Here is a 17,119-nt window from a genome sequence, read left to right on the forward strand (position 1 = left end):
CTACAGGGAATATATGAGCGACTTTAATAATCTTCCCGCGCATGTTTGGCCACGAAATGCCTGCCGCCAAGAAGATGGCGTGGTGACCGTGGCTGGTGTGCCATTGCCAGAAATCGCAGAAGAATACGGAACCCCTGTATTTGTGCTGGACGAAGACGATTTTCGTTCTCGATGCCGAGATATGGCGCTCGCATTTGGTGGCGGCGAAAACGTGCATTATGCATCCAAAGCATTTCTCACCAAAGCAGTGGCACGCTGGGTAGATGAAGAAGGCTTATGCCTCGATGTTGCTTCCTTAGGGGAATTGCAAGTGGCTTTAGCCGCCGGATTTCCAGCCACCCGGATTACTGCACATGGAAATAACAAAGGTGTGGACTTTTTACGCACCTGCGTGCGTAACGGGGTCGGTCATGTGGTTATAGATTCTTCCCAGGAACTCGAACTTTTAGACCTGGTTGCTGCCCAAGAGGGATATATTCAAGACGTTCTTATTCGAGTAAAACCAGGCATTGAAGCACACACCCACGAATTCATAGCCACCGCACATGAAGACCAAAAGTTTGGTTTTTCCCTGGCATCTGGTTCCGCCTTTGCTGCAGCTATCGCCGCAGTTCGAGCAGAAAACCTGCGGCTTGTGGGTCTACATTGCCATGTTGGTTCACAAGTATTTGACGCGGAAGGATTTTCTCTAGCGGCCGAACGAGTACTTGGTTTATGGGCCCGTCTGCATAAGGAACTTCCTGCAGAGGCCGCCGCCGAACTCGGCATCCTTGATTTAGGCGGCGGGTACGGTGTTCCGTATACAGAGGATCAGTCCCCGCTCGATATTGCCGGTATTGCGACAGCGCTGCAGGAAAAGGTTGCGTCCAAGGCGCGCGATCTAGGCCTTGTAGCGCCGAGAGTCTTAGTAGAGCCCGGTCGCGCGCTAGTTGCCCCATCAATGGTGACGGTGTACGAAGTGGGAACCGTCAAAGACGTGCACATTACCGATGACTCCACTCGGCGCTATATCGCCGTAGACGGAGGAATGAGTGACAATATCCGAACGGCGCTCTACCAGGCGGAATATGATGCACGTTTGGTCAACCGTTTTTCCGGGGAAGACGATCAACAAGCGCCGTTGACCGATACTCGCATTGTGGGAAGCCATTGTGAAGCTGGCGATATTTTAATAGAAAACGCCGCGCTGCCCAATGACATTGCCACAGGCGATTTCATTGCACTAGCAGCAACAGGGGCATATTGCTACCCAATGAGCAGCCGATACAATATGTTCGGTCGCCCGCCGGTAGTCACCGTTCGCAATGGCAACACAAAGCTTATGGTTCGACGGGAAACGATCGAGGACCTTATGAGCCTCGAAGTGGAATAGCGTTTATGCATTGCTACTTTTCGCTAGCCTTGGGGAAAGCGAAGTTGGGAGATGATTCCTATGCCAATGCAAGCGGATGGTTACACTTTTATCCTTTCAGACGAGGTTATGCGGATTCCGGTGAAATTCCGGAATCGTTTTGGCATTGAGATTGCGGCTGACTTATATCGGCGTCGTGATCTTGATTTGGATGTTACGCATTCTGGGATTGTCGTAGGTCCACCCCACGGCGGGGTAAAGGAGCAAAGTCCTGGAGTGTATGCGCAGCAATTGGCGCTTCGAGGGTTTATTGCGCTGGCGTTTGATCCTTCATTTAATGGGGAAAGTGGTGGGGCGCCTCGGAGTATTACATCTCCGGAGATTTTTGCTGAGGATTTTAGTGCTGGTGTGGATTTTCTTGGCACACTGGATTTTATTGACCGGGAATCCATTGGTGCGGTGGGGATTTGCGGTAGTGGTGGGTTTGTTTTAAATGCTGCGCGTGGAGATGTTCGTATTCGCGCAATTGTCACGGCGTCGTTATATGACGTGAGCCGGATTAGTCGCTGTGGCTGGGAAGATACGATGACGATACAGGAGCGTGGCCAATTATTGGAGGATATTGCGAAACAACGGTGGCGTGATGTAGATACAAATCGGCCTGCACTCACGCCAAGTTTTCCGGTGGAAATGCCCGATGGGGAATTCGATCCTATTACGCAGGAGTTTTTTGAGTATTACGCCACCGATCGAGGACGTCATCCGCATGCTACTGGTGCGTTTACTATTACCAGTGCACCATCTCATATTTCCTATGGTGGGTTGCGGTATTTGGACGATCTTATCCCACGGCCCGTGTTAGTACTCGCGGGTGAGCATGCTCATTCCAGGTCATTGAGTGAGACGATGTATCGGGACTATAACGGACCTAAAGATCTTGTTATTGTGTCTGGGGCCAGCCATATTGATTTATATGATCGTGTGGATGTAATTCCGTTCGACACAATTGCTGACTTTTTCGCGGTCTCATTATAGGGATTTTTGAAGTTGCCCCCCCGAAGGGTTAGGGTGGTTTTCTTTCTATAGTCCTTGAGGCGCGGGAGGGACTGGGAAAGGCAGATTTGTGTTGTGTGCTCCTGGTCTTGGGGTGTGAGCTGGGGAAATGTGGTGGCGGGTTGTGGGTGATGTGAAATCTGCCTGATTTCGGGGTGTCGGGTGTCAGATCTGCCTGATATTTTGGGGCGGGTCGGCTGAAAATCCAGGGTTTCCCGGGGGTTGAGCTGATTTCCCGAGCCTTCGAGCCGCTTTACCTGCAGTTTGATAGGCTCACCCTATTGAACTAGATATTTTTTTTATTCCTACTGTCGCAGATTCCATAAAATCGCCTGAAAAAATGGAATTCGTGACAGCAACCAACATTGCACACAATCGTTGACCTGGGGTTCCCTACCTATCGTGTCGCAGATTCCATAAAATCCGCCGAAAAAATGGAATCTGTGACAACACGCCCAAAAGATCAACCAGCGCCCAACCAGCGCCCAACCAGCGCCTGAACAAAACCCCGTACAGTTCACAAGGCCCCAGGCCCCAGCCCACCCAAGCCCACCTCATATAAAAACGAGGCAAAGAGTCCAGCAAACGAGGAGTAGTTCATTGTGCACCCCCAATGAGGCATATTCAGACAGCTTGGTCTAGACTGCCTGTCATACCTAATTTCCATAGCGATTTGAGATCACGGGGAGACATAGTATGACGAAAACAACCTATAATCCTGGCAAAGGCCCCGATGTACCTGTTGGTATTGCTATTTTGGGTCAGGGAACTGTTGGCCGCGAAGTGTTACGTATTTTAATGGCCAATAAGGACTCCTTGGAACATCGGGTGGGCGGCAAACTTGAGGTTCGGGGCGTTGCGGTTGGGGATCTTTCAAAACCCCGTGCGGGCGTTGACCAGTCATTACTAACCGATGATGCGATGGAACTTATTCATCGTGATGACGTAGATATTGTGGTTGAGGTCATTGGTGGTATCGAGTATCCGCGTGAGGTAGTGCTGGCTGCGTTGCGTGCTGGAAAATCTGTGGTTACAGCTAATAAGGCGTTGGTTGCCGCACATTCCGCTGAGCTTGCAGAGGCCGCAGATGCGGCGGGCGTCGATTTGTATTTTGAAGCCGCGGTTGCTGCCGCTATTCCGGTGGTGGGTCCATTGCGTCGTTCATTGGCTGGGGATCAGGTTGTATCTGTCGCTGGCATTGTTAATGGCACAACGAACTTTATTCTCGACGCTATGGAAACCACCGGTGCTTCCTATGAGGATATGGTGCAGCAGGCCATTGATTTAGGCTATGCGGAAGCCGATCCTTCGGCGGATGTTGATGGCCATGATGCCGCCTCCAAGGCCGCTATTTTGGCATCGCTGGCGTTCCATACACGTGTCACAAAAGACGATGTGTATTGCGAGGGTATTTCAAAAATCACCAGTGATGATATTCAGGCTGCCAAGGCTGCCGGATACACAATTAAGCTCCTTGCATTGTGTGAACGTTTTATTAATCCGCAAGGTGAGGAAGTTATTTCGGCTCGGGTGCATCCAACATTGATTCCGCGTGATCACCCACTGGCAAGCGTAAATAAGTCGTTTAATGCGATTTTTGTAGAGGCAGAGGCAGCAGGTCGGCTAATGTTCTACGGCAATGGTGCGGGCGGTGCCCCCACAACTTCTGCGGTGCTTGGCGATCTTGTAGGTGCAGCACGCAATAAGGTGCATGGCGGTCGCGCACCCGGTGAATCAACCTATGCGAATTTGCCAATTGCAGATTTTGGTGATGTGCAAACCCGATACCATGTAGATATGCAGGTAGTGGATCGTCTCGGCGTGCTTGCAGAAGTAGCTGCACTGTTTAGTGCCAATGATATTTCCTTACGTACGGTCCGTCAGGAAGATAAAGGGGAAACGGCGCGACTAGTAGTGGTAACCCATGCTGCCCGTGAAGCAGACTTGGCACGCACGGTCGAGAAGCTTCAGGAGCTTGATGCAGTCAAGGAAGTTACTAGCGTTATCCGCCTTGAGGGCGAGTGATTCCCGTATTTTCCGTATAAGGCGAATATAAAAGGAGAACTATTGTGCCAACCCCGTTGCGCGTCGGACAGAAAGTAAGTGTGAAGGTTGCTGCTTCATCTGCGAACCTGGGTCCGGGTTTTGATACCCTCGGCCTAGCCCTTGGATTGTATGACACAGTTGAAGTAGAGGTAATCGACCAAGGCTTAGAAGTTGAGGTTTTTGGTGAAGGTGCAGGCGAACTCCCGCTCGACGGTTCCCACCTTGTGGTCAAAGCTCTTCGTTCTGCACTAAAAGCTGCCGACGTCGAGGTACCTGGCGTGCGCGTGGTTTGTCATAATACTATTCCGCAATCCCGTGGTCTTGGGTCGTCTGCAGCTGCGGCGGTTGCGGGTGTTGCTGCGGCCAATGGGCTCGCTGGTTTTCCGCTTGACGACGCCCAGCTCGTGCAGCTTTCATCAGCCTTTGAGGGGCACCCCGACAATGCTGCGGCTTCGGTCTTAGGAAGCGCCGTGGTGTCCTGGACTGAAATTCCCGTGGACGGACGTACCCAACCTCAGTATCGTGCAGTATCCATCCCAGTGCACCCTAGTATCCGTGCACTCGCTTTAGTGCCGGACTTTCATGCATCAACGGAGGCGGTACGCCGAGTACTCCCTTCCGATGTGACCCACCTTGATGCCCGATTTAATGTGTCACGTTGTGCTGTTATGACTGTTGCCCTGCAACATCACCCAGAACTGCTTTGGGAAGGTACTCGTGATAGACTTCACCAACCTTATCGGGCAGATGTTCTGCCAGTGACCGCAGAATGGGTCAACCGCCTGCGCAACCGTGGATTTGCCGCGTATCTTTCGGGTGCTGGACCAACTGCGATGGTGCTTTCGGTCGATCCTGTGCCAGATCACATCCGCACGGAAGCAATGGAGGCAGGATTGCAGGTTATGGAACTCCCAATTGCGGGTCCAGTGGAAGTGACTGTGCTTTCTTAATCCTGATCTTTTTGCGTTTCTAAAAGCACTTGGCAGCAATTCGGTTTTGCCATGGGCAAAAGCTGGATATGTGCAATACCTTGGCCATATGGACCCAATGCTTCATGTAAAAATCCCTCATGTATTGCACATATAAGTGGATTTGGTGGTCTGTGATCACTGGTAATAAACGGACAAGCATGGACATCAATTACAGTGCATTCATTGCGAGTAAAGCGCGTTCCAGGATCAAAGCCTAATTGGCGCAGTGCACGGGTAAGCGCCTTAGCTGCTTCTTCTGGGGTTGACCAAGTTTTGCCTGACCGCTCTATTTTCCGTGCCCATTCGCGCCCAATATCCGTTGCAGTTTCTTGAACTTTGGGATCATGTGGATCACCGAGGTGATCCACTAATGCATGAACTAGCGCGGCATGCTCGCTTAAAACTTCGCTTCCAGAGGGTATACGTGCATGAAAAATTACCGATGGCCGGCCCCGTCCGTGAGTTTTTTCACGCTCTGTGACAATTGCCTGAAGATCGCTAAGTTCGTCCAGATGCCCTCGGACCGTGTTAATATGCATCCCGAGCTTTGCGGCAATGTCTGACGCTTTTGCCCCATGCTCAAAGCCTCGAATGGTTTCAAGCACTAGACGTTGCATGCGCGACAAAGGGAGCGTATCAGTTGCAAGCCTTGCCGCAGGTGAAGGTGAAGAGAAATCGGTAGGCACGCTTTTGAGTGTACTCATGAAATATCGTGGTCAGGCACATACCGTCCACTTAAGGTCTGATGAATTTCAAGCCGGGATAATTGAAACAGCAATGGCTTTGGTGGAAAGCAATACATTTGATCCAGGTTCAAGTTGAAGCCGAGTTGCTGATGCCGTTGTAATGGGAACCCGAAGCGTTGTGCCGCAGGAATCAATGTTCAACTCCGTGGTGCTGCCAAAAGTCTCAATGGCAGTGATTGTGCCTTTCCATAAATTTCGTGCAGATTCAATAACGGATTCACCACCTGTGTCTAAACGAACAGTGGTTGCCTCTGGATTTACAATTGCTAAGCAAGGGGTACCTAGCTGTAAGTGTTCCGAAAAACGAATTTTGCCAACAATATATTCACCGCCAGCTTGTAAGACTGCGGTATCGGAATTTAATGAATATAAATTTCCCTGGAGTCTATGTACTCCGATCAGCTGCGCCACAAAATTATTAGGTGGAATGGCAAGAAGCTCCTCGATTTTTTTGTGGGCCACCGTGCGACCTTGCTCAAGCACGAGAATGGAATTCGCGAGGCTGGCTATTTCCACAGGGTCATGCGAGATAATAATAATCGTCCTTTTCCCAGAATTTGTGCGGAGAAAATTCCGCCAACGTTGAGCCGCAGTGACATCTAGTGCCGCAAATGGTTCGTCCAAAATGAGAGTTTGGGGTTTTGTTGCGAGTGCCCGTACCAAGGCAACCTGGGCTGCTTGGCCACCCGAAAGTGCAGAAATTTTCATATTTGCGATAGGCTGCAATCCAGCTGCATGAATAAGCTGTCTGGTGATTTCCGGTGACCTTGCAAACATATGGATTGCTCGATAAACCGTAAGATGGGGAGGCAGTCCATGGCGTTGGGAGAGCATTACGACGCCTCGTTTATGCATGGGAACTAGTACATTACCGTCGACTGGTTTACCACGAATTGTCGTGTTTGCACCGTGAATTCTACCGGTGATTAAATTTGCGAGTGTTGTTTTACCCGCGCCATTAGGACCGATGATTGCAGTAGTTGAGTTCCTAGGAAAACTCGCTTTAAGGTGACCTCGCTGAACGAAGATCTCGGCACCTCCCGAATGCGGATTTGTCAGTTCGCCAAGTGTGAAAGAATCAAATGCTTCTCCTACTCCATGCACTACTGTTAGTGGAGAGTTGGTGCGTAATTTGAGTACCAATAAACCGGCCCCCAGCAGGACTGATACCGCAAATGCAATCAGTAAAAACGCCAAGATAAGTGCACGTTCCGGATCAATTTCTCGTTCTAAGTAGATCCCCAAAGGCATAGTTCGTGTCACTCCAGGTAATGATCCTGCGAATGTTAGTGTAGTGCCAAATTCACCGAGTGAACGGCATAGTGCTAAAGCGGTACCTGCAATGATAGCGGGATATATTGATGGCAATATAAGTTGAATTACTAATCGAACGGGAGAAAGTCCCAGCATTGCTGCACTGGTAATAATCTCTCTATCCATGTGCCGTAATGCCTGGTCTGTTGCAACAACAACGAACGGCAGGGAAATAAACACGTGGGCAATCACAACTGCTGGAAATGCAAAACCAATCTGAATTCCAAAGATGTCCAATATAGGTGCAAGAATGCCACGGCGCCCGAAGGCGGCAGTTAAAGCTAAACCGCTGACTACAGGTGGAAGGGCCAATGGTAGAAATACAAAAAACCTAACCACGCTTATCGAGCGGTGAATGTTTTGCAGCCATAGTGCCAGAGGTATTCCCAGAAAAACTGTAATTGCCGAAGATATAAGCGCTGCCGAAACTGTTATTCGTATGAGTACGATCGTTTGGGGTTCTGTAATAATCTCGCCGAAACGTGACCATGGCACGCGTAGAAATAAAGCGATAATCGGGAAAACTACAGTGGCGATTGCTATCAGTGCGCTGATTGATACCACACTCGGCATCACTGTTTTTGCTTCACGGAGGGGCTGAGAAGACATTATACGCGTTTACTCGGTTGGTCTGAAACCATATTGGCTCCATATAGGTTTTGTCGACTGAGCTTGAAGGAGTTTTATAAAACTTTGAGCTTGGTCCCTGTGTTTTGAGTTCTTTACCACTGCGGCCAAATATTCGTTTGGAACTTCATCCGCGCCTGGAATATCAAAAACCTTTACGGCGTCCCCAGCGGCGAGGGCGTCGCTACTATAAACCCAACCTACGTCTGCTTGGTTTGATATAACTTTACCGACAACGTCGGTAACTGAGTGTTCCCGAGACTGAAACTGTAAACCAGGCACAAGGGAACCTACGAATTTTTCAGTAGCGCGTCCACAGGGAACTTGTACATCGCACGCAACTACAGTAGCTTTTCGTAATGAGTCATCTGCTCCGGTAATTCCTGCTGGATTACCCTTTGGCGTAATCAGCACAAGATGATTCGTTGCCACTCGCTGAGGAGTTTCTACCAGTTGCAATTCGACGGCTCGATCCATTGTTGGCTTATCGGCGGTAATTAAAACATCACCAGGGCTACCATCTGAGAGTTGCTGTACGAGAGTGGATGAGCCTGCATTAACAAAATTCAATTCTTGATCACTTAACTCTGCTAGCTCTTTATTTAAAACACGAGTGGATGCGGCAGCAAGAACTAAAAGTTGAGGATTCGGTGGTGAAGATTTACTGGTGCTGCAAGCGGTAATAACAACACTACAGACAATAATCAGTGAGAAATATCGAATAAATCTCATGACGGTTATTCACCTACTTTATGCCTTACGCGCCATAGGAGCGCGCTTGTTGAGCTTCAGTAGGGCGAGTATGAACAGGTTCCCACCCTTTTCGCCGGTGATCTTCCATAGTTGCACTACGGGAGCGGTACACCACGTAGGGGCGAGTCGAGTATCCAACTGGTGCCGAAAAAACATGCACTAATCGGGTAAATGGCCAAGCAATAATAAGCATCAGTCCAGCGATTATATGAAGCTTAAACGCCAATGGTACATCTGCCATTAATTCTGGCTGGGGCTGAAATGCAAAAACACTACGTAACCACGGAGATATTGTTTCTCGATAGTCATACCCTTCTGCAGTGCCAAATATTTGAGTACTTACGGTAGCATAAAATCCTAAAACAATTGCAATGCTAAGCAAAAGATACATAATTTTATCGCCAATAGTTGTTGCTAAATGTACGGTTCGTACAACAAAACGGCGATATAGTAAGCCGATTAACCCAATGACAGCTGCCAGGCCAAAAAGACTGCCGATGTACGCTGCCAAAAAGTGGTATGCGTGTTGACTAATGCCAAGCGTTAAAGTCCAAGATTTTGGTATAGCGAGTCCAACTACATGCCCTGCAATCACTCCAAGCATTCCATAGTGGAAAACCGGAGAAGACAGCCGTAAAAGTTTTGATTCATAAATTTGTGAGGATTTTGTAGTCCATCCAAATTGATCGTAGTGCCATCGCCAAACTGTGCCGATAATAAATACTGCAAAACTTAGCCACGGAAATGCTACCCATAAAAACGTTTCAAGGTTCGACATTCTTCTTCCTTTAATTCATTGTTGTTGGAAAGGGGAGAGGGGTACCAATACCAACGAGCTCAGCGGGCGGACCTTGACGAATCAGATCGTAGTAATGGTCTGCGGTTTCCTGATCGATCTGGGGTAACGACATGCACACGGTCTGAATGACATGCACATATGGAGACCCAAGTTGTTCTAAAGCTGTGCGCAGTACTTCAAGCCCGTCGCGGTGAGCCGACAACATATCAACCAAAGTTGCATGGGCTTTAGATTCCGCTAGGGCGGAAGCCTCGAGGATTACGCACAGATGGTCGGGTAATTCGTTGCGGGCGAGTTCAAAACCTAAGACGCGTAGGGCATCTTGAAACGCTACTAGTGCTGCACCACGTTGACGTGTGTCACCAACTGCGAAATATGATAAATACAATGAACAGCGTCGTCGCTGATCAAAGGTAGTTACATAGTGTTCAGCTAGCGACCGGATCCCGACTAAGCGAATATGATCGCAGAATTTTTTGAGCTCTTTTGCAACGAGATCCGGAAGAAAATCGATTTGCTGTTCGACCGCATCTAATGCCAGAAGCAGTGTAGGGCTCGGATAATCTAAAAACAAAGAACACGCCATGTGTACTATTTGTCGCTGTTTCCTGCTCATAGGAATAGGGGCTGAGAACGTATTCATTTCGCGGCCTTAGAATCCGGGAACATTGCGTCAGGGCGGGTACCGGTCGGCCAAGAAGCCAAATTGATCAAACCGTTCTTGCAAGCTTCGGGTGCGCCCTCACCTAACCCATGAAATGCGGCGATAGTAAGATTTCGTTGCCCTGGGAAATCGGCGATAGCGGCATCTAAGCCAGCAATGCCTCGTGGCGTTTCGGTATGGGTCGTTGGAATAACGTAGCGATCGTCGTATTTCGCGATAGCAAGGAGCCGGTGCATTTTTTGGAGTTTTTCACCGGTTAAGCCAACTGCGGCGGCGATTTCTTCTTGAGGCTGTTGTCCCAAATTAATGTCACGCATATACGACCTCATAGCGGCCAATCTCCGCAATACACGTTCCACTGGACGCGTATCGCCTGCGGTAAACAATCCGGCAAGATACTCCAATGGGATCCGCATGGTAGAAATTGCGGTGTATAAGATTCGATGGTTTTCTCCATCGTTTCCGCTCGCTGTGACTTGATCAACCACTGGTGAGAGCGGTGGTATGTACCAAACCATTGGTAGAGTCCGGTACTCTGGATGCAAGGGAAGTGCAACTTCATAAGTGGAAATAAGATCCCATACGGGTGATTGCTGCGCTGCTTGAATCCATCCTCTTGGGATTCCTTCGTGTTCAGCGCCAGCGATAACCTCTGGATCGAAAGGATTTAGCAAGATAGAACGCTGCGCATGATAGAGGTCTTTGGGATCCTGGATGCTGGCAGCTTCGGCAACGCGATCGGCATCGTAAAGTAAAACTCCCAGATACCGTAGACGCCCCACGCAGGTTTCCGAACAAACTGTTGGTTGGCCTGCTTCCAGTCGAGGATAACAGAGTGTGCATTTCTCGGCTTTACCGGATTTATGGTTAAAAAATACTTTCTTGTATGGACAACCGGAAACGCACATGCGCCACCCGCGACACCGATCTTGGTCAACCAGAACAATGCCATCTTCAGTGCGCTTATACATTGCTCCTGAGGGGCAGCTAGCGACGCATGTCGGGTTTAAACAATGCTCGCAAATGCGCGGCAAATAGAACATAAAGGCGTCTTCGATTTCGGTTTTTACCTTCAGGTTCATCTCGTGCAGCACGGGATCTTCCGAAAGTGTTTCCATGGAGCCGCCGAGGTCATCGTCCCAAGCCGAAGACCATTCAACTTTATTAATTGGTTGTCCGGTGAGCTGGTTTAGTGGCCGGGCGCTGGGTTGCGTCTGCTGTCCTTGAGGGGCGCTGAGCAGCTTGTCGTACTCATAGGTCCACGGTTCGTAATAGTCTGAAATATCCGGAAGATTAGGGTTATGGAAAATGGTGGCTAGTTTGCGTAGCCGCCCGCCGGAACGTGGCTTGAGCTTTCCGCCCCGTGTGCGTTGCCAACCACCTTCCCATTTGTCTTGGTTTTCCCAAGCACGTGGATAACCAACACCAGGGCGTGTTTCTACATTGTTGAACCAGACGTATTCCACACCTTCACGGTTGGTCCATGCTTGTTTACACGTGACAGAACACGTGTGGCAACCAATACACTTGTCTAGGTTCATCACCATTGCGATTTGCGCCATGACCTTCATCAGTACTGCACCTCCTGAGAACGACGACGAATTTTTGTGACCTCATCACGGTTATTACCCGTGGGGCCGATGTAATTGAATGCATAGGTCAATTGCCCGTACCCGCCAATAAGATGCGTTGGTTTGATCATGATTCGAGTCAGAGAGTTGTGGGTACCACCGCGTCGTCCAGTGCGTTCATTCAGTGGCGTGCCAACAGTGCGTTCGGATGCGTGGTGCATAAATGCTGTGCCCTCTGGCATGCGGTGTGAGACTACGGCGCGTGCGGACACCACGCCGTTTCGGTTATATGCTTCCACCCAATCGTTGTCTCTCACGCCGATCTTTTCGGCGTCCTTATGAGACATCCAGATCACTTGTCCACCGCGTGACAACGACAACATGTGGAGGTTGTCAAAGTATTGGGAGTGGATTGCCCACTTATTGTGCACCGTCAGGTACCGCACAGCGACTTCTGCAGTGCCGTGTTCTTCAGAAAGGTCACCGGGTGCCGCCTCACCATAGAGGTGGTGTAAGTCCACTGGTGGTCGGAAAATTGGCAACGATTCGCCATATTCCTGCATCCAATCATGGTCAAGGTAGTAGTGCATGCGGCCAGATAGGGTATGCCATGGTTTGTCGTGTTCGATATTGATGGAAAACGCTGTGTATCGACGCCCTCCATGCTCAGAACCCGACCATTCCGGCGACGTGATCACACCAATCGGACGTTCAGATACATCACGCCAAGTAATGCGACGTTCCTCATCGCCTTCCGCGAGATGAGCAGTCGGTTTATTGCTTCCTGTACGAATATCCAGCTGTCGGAATCCTTGTAAGGACAATCGCCCATTTGAGGTCCCGGAAAGCCGCAGCACCATGTCACAAGCTTTCAGATCAGTATCGATGAGCGTTCGTAATCCCGATGAGGTTTCCGCCTGTCCGTTTGAACGTGCAAGCTCATCAAGTTCACGATCGGGATGATATGTGATGCCTTTGGTGGCCATCCCCAGCTTGGCCGTAAGCGGGCCGATGGTATTGAACTTTTCAGCCGTCTTGTGGTATTCCCGCACTACAGGCACTAATTTTGGCATGGTCACGCCGGGTATTAGTCCGACTGTATCAATGTTTGGAACTACTCCGTGCGGGCTGTTTAGCTCATCAGGGGAATCGTGAGCCAAGGGGACTGCAACGATATCCGTTTGTGAACCTAACCAGCTTTCAGCCATTGTGCTAAAACGTGCGGCAAGATCTTGGAACAATTCAAAATCTGTACGTGCCTCCCATGGTGGATCGATCGCCGCATTGAACGAGTGGATAAACGGGTGCATGTCTGTGGAGGAAAGATCATGTTTCTCATACCATGTTGCCGCTGGGAAGATAATGTCGCTGACAAGTGTCGTCGACGTAGAACGGAAGTCCGAAGTCATCATCAGGTCGAGCTTGCCGTGTGCCGCATCTCGCCACGTGATGGATGTAGGACGCATCTCCGGCGATACTTCGGCGGCGGTGGCATCGGAATCTACCCCAAGCATGTGTCGCAAAAAGAACTCGGTTCCTTTGGCCGAAGATCCCATCAGGTTGGTTCGCCAGTTCAGTAGGATTTTTGGGTGGTTCACCACATTATCGGGATCCTCACAAGCAAACTGAAGTTCGCCACTTTGCAATTGCTGGACAATATGCTCTTGTACAGGAATTCCCAGTCCTTCAGCCTCCGCACTAAGGATGAGGTTATTGCGGTTAAATTGCGGATACGATGGCATCCAACCGCGTTTCGCCGATTCGACTAGTGTGTCCGCTACCATGCGATCGCTAACCTTGCCTTCGCCGAGCGGTGAGGCCAAGCGATCAGCCCGTGTCTGGTCGTAGCGCCACTGATCGGTGGTGATGTACCAGAATCCGGTGGAAATCATTTGTCGTGGTGGGCGGTTCCAGTCCAATGCAAATGTATATTGCGCCCATCCCGTCTGCGGACGTAGTTTTTCTTGCCCAACATAGTGTGCCCACCCGCCGCCATTAATTCCTTGCGTGCCGCACATCGACGTCAGTGCAAGGAACGTCCTGTAGATGGTGTCTGCGTTAAAGAAGTGATTGACACCTGCGCCCATGACAATCATTGAGCGACCTTTTGAATCTATGGCGTTTTGTGCGAACTCCCGCCCGATTCGAATGGCGCCGTGCATTGGCACGCCAGTAAGCTCCTCTTGCCAGGCAGGGGTACCAGGGCATGTAGCATCTTCGTATGAAGTTGGCCATTGACCAGGCAGATGTAGTTCTTCCCGTTCCACACCGTATGCTGCCAGCAACAAATCGTACACTGTGGTTACTACGTGGTTGCCTACCTTCATCACTGGCACACCACGCTTGATGACGCCTGCCCCCACCGGGCCGTGTGTACCTGCCTCACCAGGTAAGTCGAATCGCGGCAGTGAGATTTCCTCAGTGAATTGGGTGCCGGTGTCTGCCATGGACATTACAGGGTCGACATTGTTGAGTGAAAGGTTCCACTTTCCGATGCCGTCGTCACCCCACCGGTCAGCAACGGTGCCGCCAGGATCAACAACTTCTCCAGAAGCCTCCATTGCTAGCAATCGGTGTGTTGCGTTTGGCGTTTGCGCCAGTGTGTCATCGACACCAGCCATATCGGCGGCAGTGAGGAATTTACCGGCAGTTACAGTCCCGTCAGGATGTCTATCAAGCGTGACGAGGAATGGGGAATCCGTGTATTTACGCATGTAATCTAGGAAATATGGCGTTTTCTTGCTGACATGGAATTCCTTGAGGATTACATGACCCATTGCGAACGCAAGTGCACCGTCAGTACCAGGGCTAATGCGCAGCCACTCATCTGCAAATTTGGTATTGTCAGCGAAGTCCGGTGACACAACTACGACTTTTTGTCCGTGATAACGTGCTTCTGCCATGAAGTGAGCATCAGGCGTACGTGTCTGTGGCAGGTTTGATCCCCACATGATGAGGTATGCCGAATTAAACCAGTCACCAGCTTCAGGCACATCCGTCTGATCACCAAACACCTGTGGCGAGGCAGGGGGTAGGTCTGCGTACCAATCGTAGAAGGAGAGATTCACTCCACCAATGAGCTGTAAGAAACGAGAGCCTGCACCATAACTCACCATGGACATCGCCGGGATCACAGTGAAGCCGGCTATTCTGTCTGGTCCATACTGCCGCACAGTGTAGACGTGGGCTGCGGCAGCCATTTCGAGGGCTTCTTCATATGAAATGCGGATCAGGCCGCCTTTGCCACGAGCACTTTTATATGCTTTGGCTTTTATCTCATCTTCGACGATGTCCCGCCACGCAAGTACAGGGTCACCGAGACGCTGTTTCGCTGCGCGGTACATGTCCACCAGTACTCCTCGGGCATACGGGTATCGAATACGAGTGGGGGAATATGTATACCAGGAAAACGCGGCACCACGTGGACAGCCGCGGGGTTCATATTCTGGCATTTCAGGTCCGGTGGTGGGATAGTCAGTTTGTTGTGACTCCCATGTGATCACACCGTCTTTGACATAGACTTTCCATGAGCATGAACCAGTGCAGTTTACGCCGTGTGTGGAACGTACTACCTTGTCAAACGACCAGCGATCGCGGTAAAAGACATCGGCGTCGCGTCCACCACGGAGGTGAATCTGTTGTAACCCTTCTCCAGATGTACCTCGGCGTAGAAAGGTGCCGAGTTTGAGCAGTGGGTTTGTAGTGGAGGCATCACTTGGGTGATTAGTCATGGTGTGAGCCTTTCAAAAAATTCATTGGGTAGGTTTTATCCAGGGAATGGGGCGTTTGGTCGGGCGTAGTAAATCCATGTCAGAGCGGTGGCGAAAATGAAATACGCGACACAGCCCCAGAAGAAGGTTGTGGGTGCCATGAGCGAAAGCAGAACACCGACAATAAAAGGACCAAAAGAAGCAATTGCTGAAGTCCAGCCGATGACGCCGCCAGCTTGACGTTTAGGCAAAATCATTGGCATTTGCTTAAATGTGCCAGCGTTACCGAGGCCTGTGAAAAAGAACATCACCAGCATGGCCACCAAAAATGGCCAAAAGTCGGATGGAGATTCGGGGTTCAAAAATAGTGCGGCCACGATGGTGGAAATGGTCATGCCGACACCGCCAATAAACGTGAATATTGCGCCGCCATAGCGATCGCAAAGTCCACCGAAAGCAGCGCGAATGCCAGAACCAATCAATGGTCCGAGAAACGCGAAGGTTGCTCCGGCAGGTAGTGTCGCGACGTCGAAACGCGCGGCAAGGTCAGAATCAGCACCAAATACGTTATTCACCAACAGGCCGAATTGTGCAGCAAATCCAGCAAAAGCCCCGAACGTCATGATGTAAATAATCGTGAGAATCCACGTATTCTTGTTGCCAAAAATATCCATCTGTTGGCGGATATTTGCTTTAATCGGAACATCTTTTAGCCATAGAAATGCAACGGCGGCCATAATTAGTGTCCAGGGAACGAGTACAGCTGCCACGTTATGCACCCAAATATCACCGTTGGAGGTGTGTTGTGGTGCAAACATGCCAAGGCCAAATAGTCCGAAACCCATGATCCATGGGCCGAGAAGTTGAATGAGTGAGACGCCGAAATTGCCGATGCCAGCTTGGAGCCCTAATGCGGATCCTGCTTTTGATTTAGGGAAGAAATAACCTGTTGAGGGCATATATCCGGCAAATGAACCGCCGCCAACACCGGTCATGAGTGCAAGGCAAATAAGCCACCAATATGGTGTGGTGGGGTCTTGTACTGCAAAAAACCAGCCAACCATTGGGATCACAAACAAAAGTGAGGAAATTCCTACCAATTTGCGGGTGCCCAAAATTGGCGGCAAAAACATATACAGCAAACGGAAGAGTCCGCCAGAAAGTCCTGGGACGGCAGCCAGCCAATAGAGTTGCTCTTTTGAAAGGTCAAAACCAATAGCATTCAGTTTTGGTGCGATCGCTGAGACGAGGTACCACACGCAGAAGCCAATGGTGAGCGAAATCGTCGAGATGATCAGGGTGCGCCAAGCGATCTTAGAATCCCAGCAGGTTGGATCCTCTGGGTCCCAACCTTGTAACACCCGACCTTCTGTATTCAGTGGGGTCATGAAAGCTTCACCTTTCGTAGGTCTCCTTATAGGAGTGGATCAATGTGAGCTTGCTGGCTGCGCAGTCGCCTCTTGTTTCTATTTAAACGGAAAAAACTAGATAAAATAGGGATTGATGCGGTTTTG

12 protein-coding genes are annotated in these 17,119 nt (G+C 50.1%); 4 read left to right on the forward strand and 8 right to left on the reverse strand.

What is annotated here, in order from left to right; all coding sequences use genetic code 11:
• The first annotated feature begins 13 nt into the window (after positions 1-13).
• The 4 genes from lysA to thrB all read left to right on the forward strand — a co-directional run bounded on the left by lysA (position 14) and on the right by thrB (position 5,400).
• A complete protein-coding gene (gene lysA, locus CFREI_RS05060; RefSeq protein WP_027013312.1) occupies positions 14-1,372 on the forward strand; it encodes a diaminopimelate decarboxylase in 1,359 nt (452 codons plus the stop codon).
• A 60-nt stretch (positions 1,373-1,432) separates the two neighbouring features.
• Entirely contained in the window at positions 1,433-2,386 is a 954-nt protein-coding gene (locus CFREI_RS05065; RefSeq protein ID WP_035112406.1) for an alpha/beta hydrolase, read from the forward strand.
• Positions 2,387-3,100: 714 nt separating this feature from the next.
• Positions 3,101-4,429 (forward strand): homoserine dehydrogenase, encoded by a 1,329-nt coding sequence (locus CFREI_RS05070; protein WP_027013310.1) that lies wholly within the window; start codon positions 3,101-3,103, stop codon positions 4,427-4,429.
• A gap of 44 nt (positions 4,430-4,473) precedes the next feature.
• Complete coding sequence (thrB, locus tag CFREI_RS05075; protein WP_027013309.1) at positions 4,474-5,400, forward strand: homoserine kinase; 927 nt, start codon at positions 4,474-4,476, stop codon at positions 5,398-5,400.
• Here thrB and CFREI_RS05080 read toward each other — a convergent pair.
• The 8 genes from CFREI_RS05080 to CFREI_RS05115 form a co-directional block, all read right to left on the reverse strand.
• Complete coding sequence (locus CFREI_RS05080) at positions 5,397-6,107, reverse strand: helix-turn-helix transcriptional regulator (RefSeq protein WP_156907801.1); 711 nt, start codon at positions 6,105-6,107, stop codon at positions 5,397-5,399. The genes thrB and CFREI_RS05080 overlap by 4 nt on opposite strands.
• Before the next feature lie 66 nt (positions 6,108-6,173).
• A complete protein-coding gene (locus CFREI_RS05085) occupies positions 6,174-8,090 on the reverse strand; it encodes an ATP-binding cassette domain-containing protein (RefSeq protein WP_084170826.1) in 1,917 nt (638 codons plus the stop codon).
• A gap of 9 nt (positions 8,091-8,099) precedes the next feature.
• Positions 8,100-8,840 carry a molybdate ABC transporter substrate-binding protein gene (gene modA / locus CFREI_RS05090; RefSeq protein ID WP_027013307.1) on the reverse strand — a complete coding sequence of 247 codons (741 nt, stop codon included), beginning with the start codon at positions 8,838-8,840 and terminating at the stop codon, positions 8,100-8,102.
• A 25-nt stretch (positions 8,841-8,865) separates the two neighbouring features.
• Positions 8,866-9,639: a respiratory nitrate reductase subunit gamma gene (gene narI, locus CFREI_RS05095; protein WP_027013306.1), complete on the reverse strand. Its 774-nt coding sequence runs from the start codon at positions 9,637-9,639 to the stop codon at positions 8,866-8,868.
• 10 nt (positions 9,640-9,649) lie between these two features.
• The gene (gene narJ, locus CFREI_RS05100) at positions 9,650-10,303 is read right to left on the reverse strand and encodes a nitrate reductase molybdenum cofactor assembly chaperone (RefSeq protein WP_027013305.1); all 654 of its coding nucleotides are present in this window, start codon (positions 10,301-10,303) and stop codon (positions 9,650-9,652) included.
• The gene (gene narH / locus CFREI_RS05105; protein WP_027013304.1) at positions 10,300-11,895 is read right to left on the reverse strand and encodes a nitrate reductase subunit beta; all 1,596 of its coding nucleotides are present in this window, start codon (positions 11,893-11,895) and stop codon (positions 10,300-10,302) included. The genes narJ and narH overlap by 4 nt, the downstream gene beginning before the upstream one ends.
• Positions 11,895-15,626 carry a nitrate reductase subunit alpha gene (locus CFREI_RS05110; RefSeq protein WP_027013303.1) on the reverse strand — a complete coding sequence of 1,244 codons (3,732 nt, stop codon included), beginning with the start codon at positions 15,624-15,626 and terminating at the stop codon, positions 11,895-11,897. The genes narH and CFREI_RS05110 overlap by 1 nt, the downstream gene beginning before the upstream one ends.
• A 35-nt stretch (positions 15,627-15,661) precedes the next feature.
• Positions 15,662-16,993: a nitrate/nitrite transporter gene (locus CFREI_RS05115; protein ID WP_027013302.1), complete on the reverse strand. Its 1,332-nt coding sequence runs from the start codon at positions 16,991-16,993 to the stop codon at positions 15,662-15,664.
• Positions 16,994-17,119: the final 126 nt, after the last annotated feature.

Source organism: Corynebacterium freiburgense (assembly GCF_030408815.1).
In the GTDB taxonomy this organism is placed as follows: Bacteria; Actinomycetota; Actinomycetes; order Mycobacteriales; family Mycobacteriaceae; genus Corynebacterium; species Corynebacterium freiburgense.

Bases quoted from the DNA above. Each gene is read 5' to 3' on its own strand.
- CFREI_RS05110 (WP_027013303.1), bottom strand. From the start codon at position 15,626: ATGACTAATCACCCAAGTGATGCCTCCACTACAAACCCACTGCTCAAA.
- narJ (WP_027013305.1), bottom strand. From the start codon at position 10,303: ATGAATACGTTCTCAGCCCCTATTCCTATGAGCAGGAAACAGCGACAA.
- narI (WP_027013306.1), bottom strand. From the start codon at position 9,639: ATGTCGAACCTTGAAACGTTTTTATGGGTAGCATTTCCGTGGCTAAGT.
- CFREI_RS05085 (WP_084170826.1), bottom strand. From the start codon at position 8,090: ATGTCTTCTCAGCCCCTCCGTGAAGCAAAAACAGTGATGCCGAGTGTG.
- lysA (WP_027013312.1), top strand. From the start codon at position 14: ATGAGCGACTTTAATAATCTTCCCGCGCATGTTTGGCCACGAAATGCC.
- CFREI_RS05065 (WP_035112406.1), top strand. From the start codon at position 1,433: ATGCCAATGCAAGCGGATGGTTACACTTTTATCCTTTCAGACGAGGTT.
- CFREI_RS05115 (WP_027013302.1), bottom strand. From the start codon at position 16,993: ATGACCCCACTGAATACAGAAGGTCGGGTGTTACAAGGTTGGGACCCA.
- modA (WP_027013307.1), bottom strand. From the start codon at position 8,840: ATGAGATTTATTCGATATTTCTCACTGATTATTGTCTGTAGTGTTGTT.
- narH (WP_027013304.1), bottom strand. From the start codon at position 11,895: ATGAAGGTCATGGCGCAAATCGCAATGGTGATGAACCTAGACAAGTGT.
- CFREI_RS05070 (WP_027013310.1), top strand. From the start codon at position 3,101: ATGACGAAAACAACCTATAATCCTGGCAAAGGCCCCGATGTACCTGTT.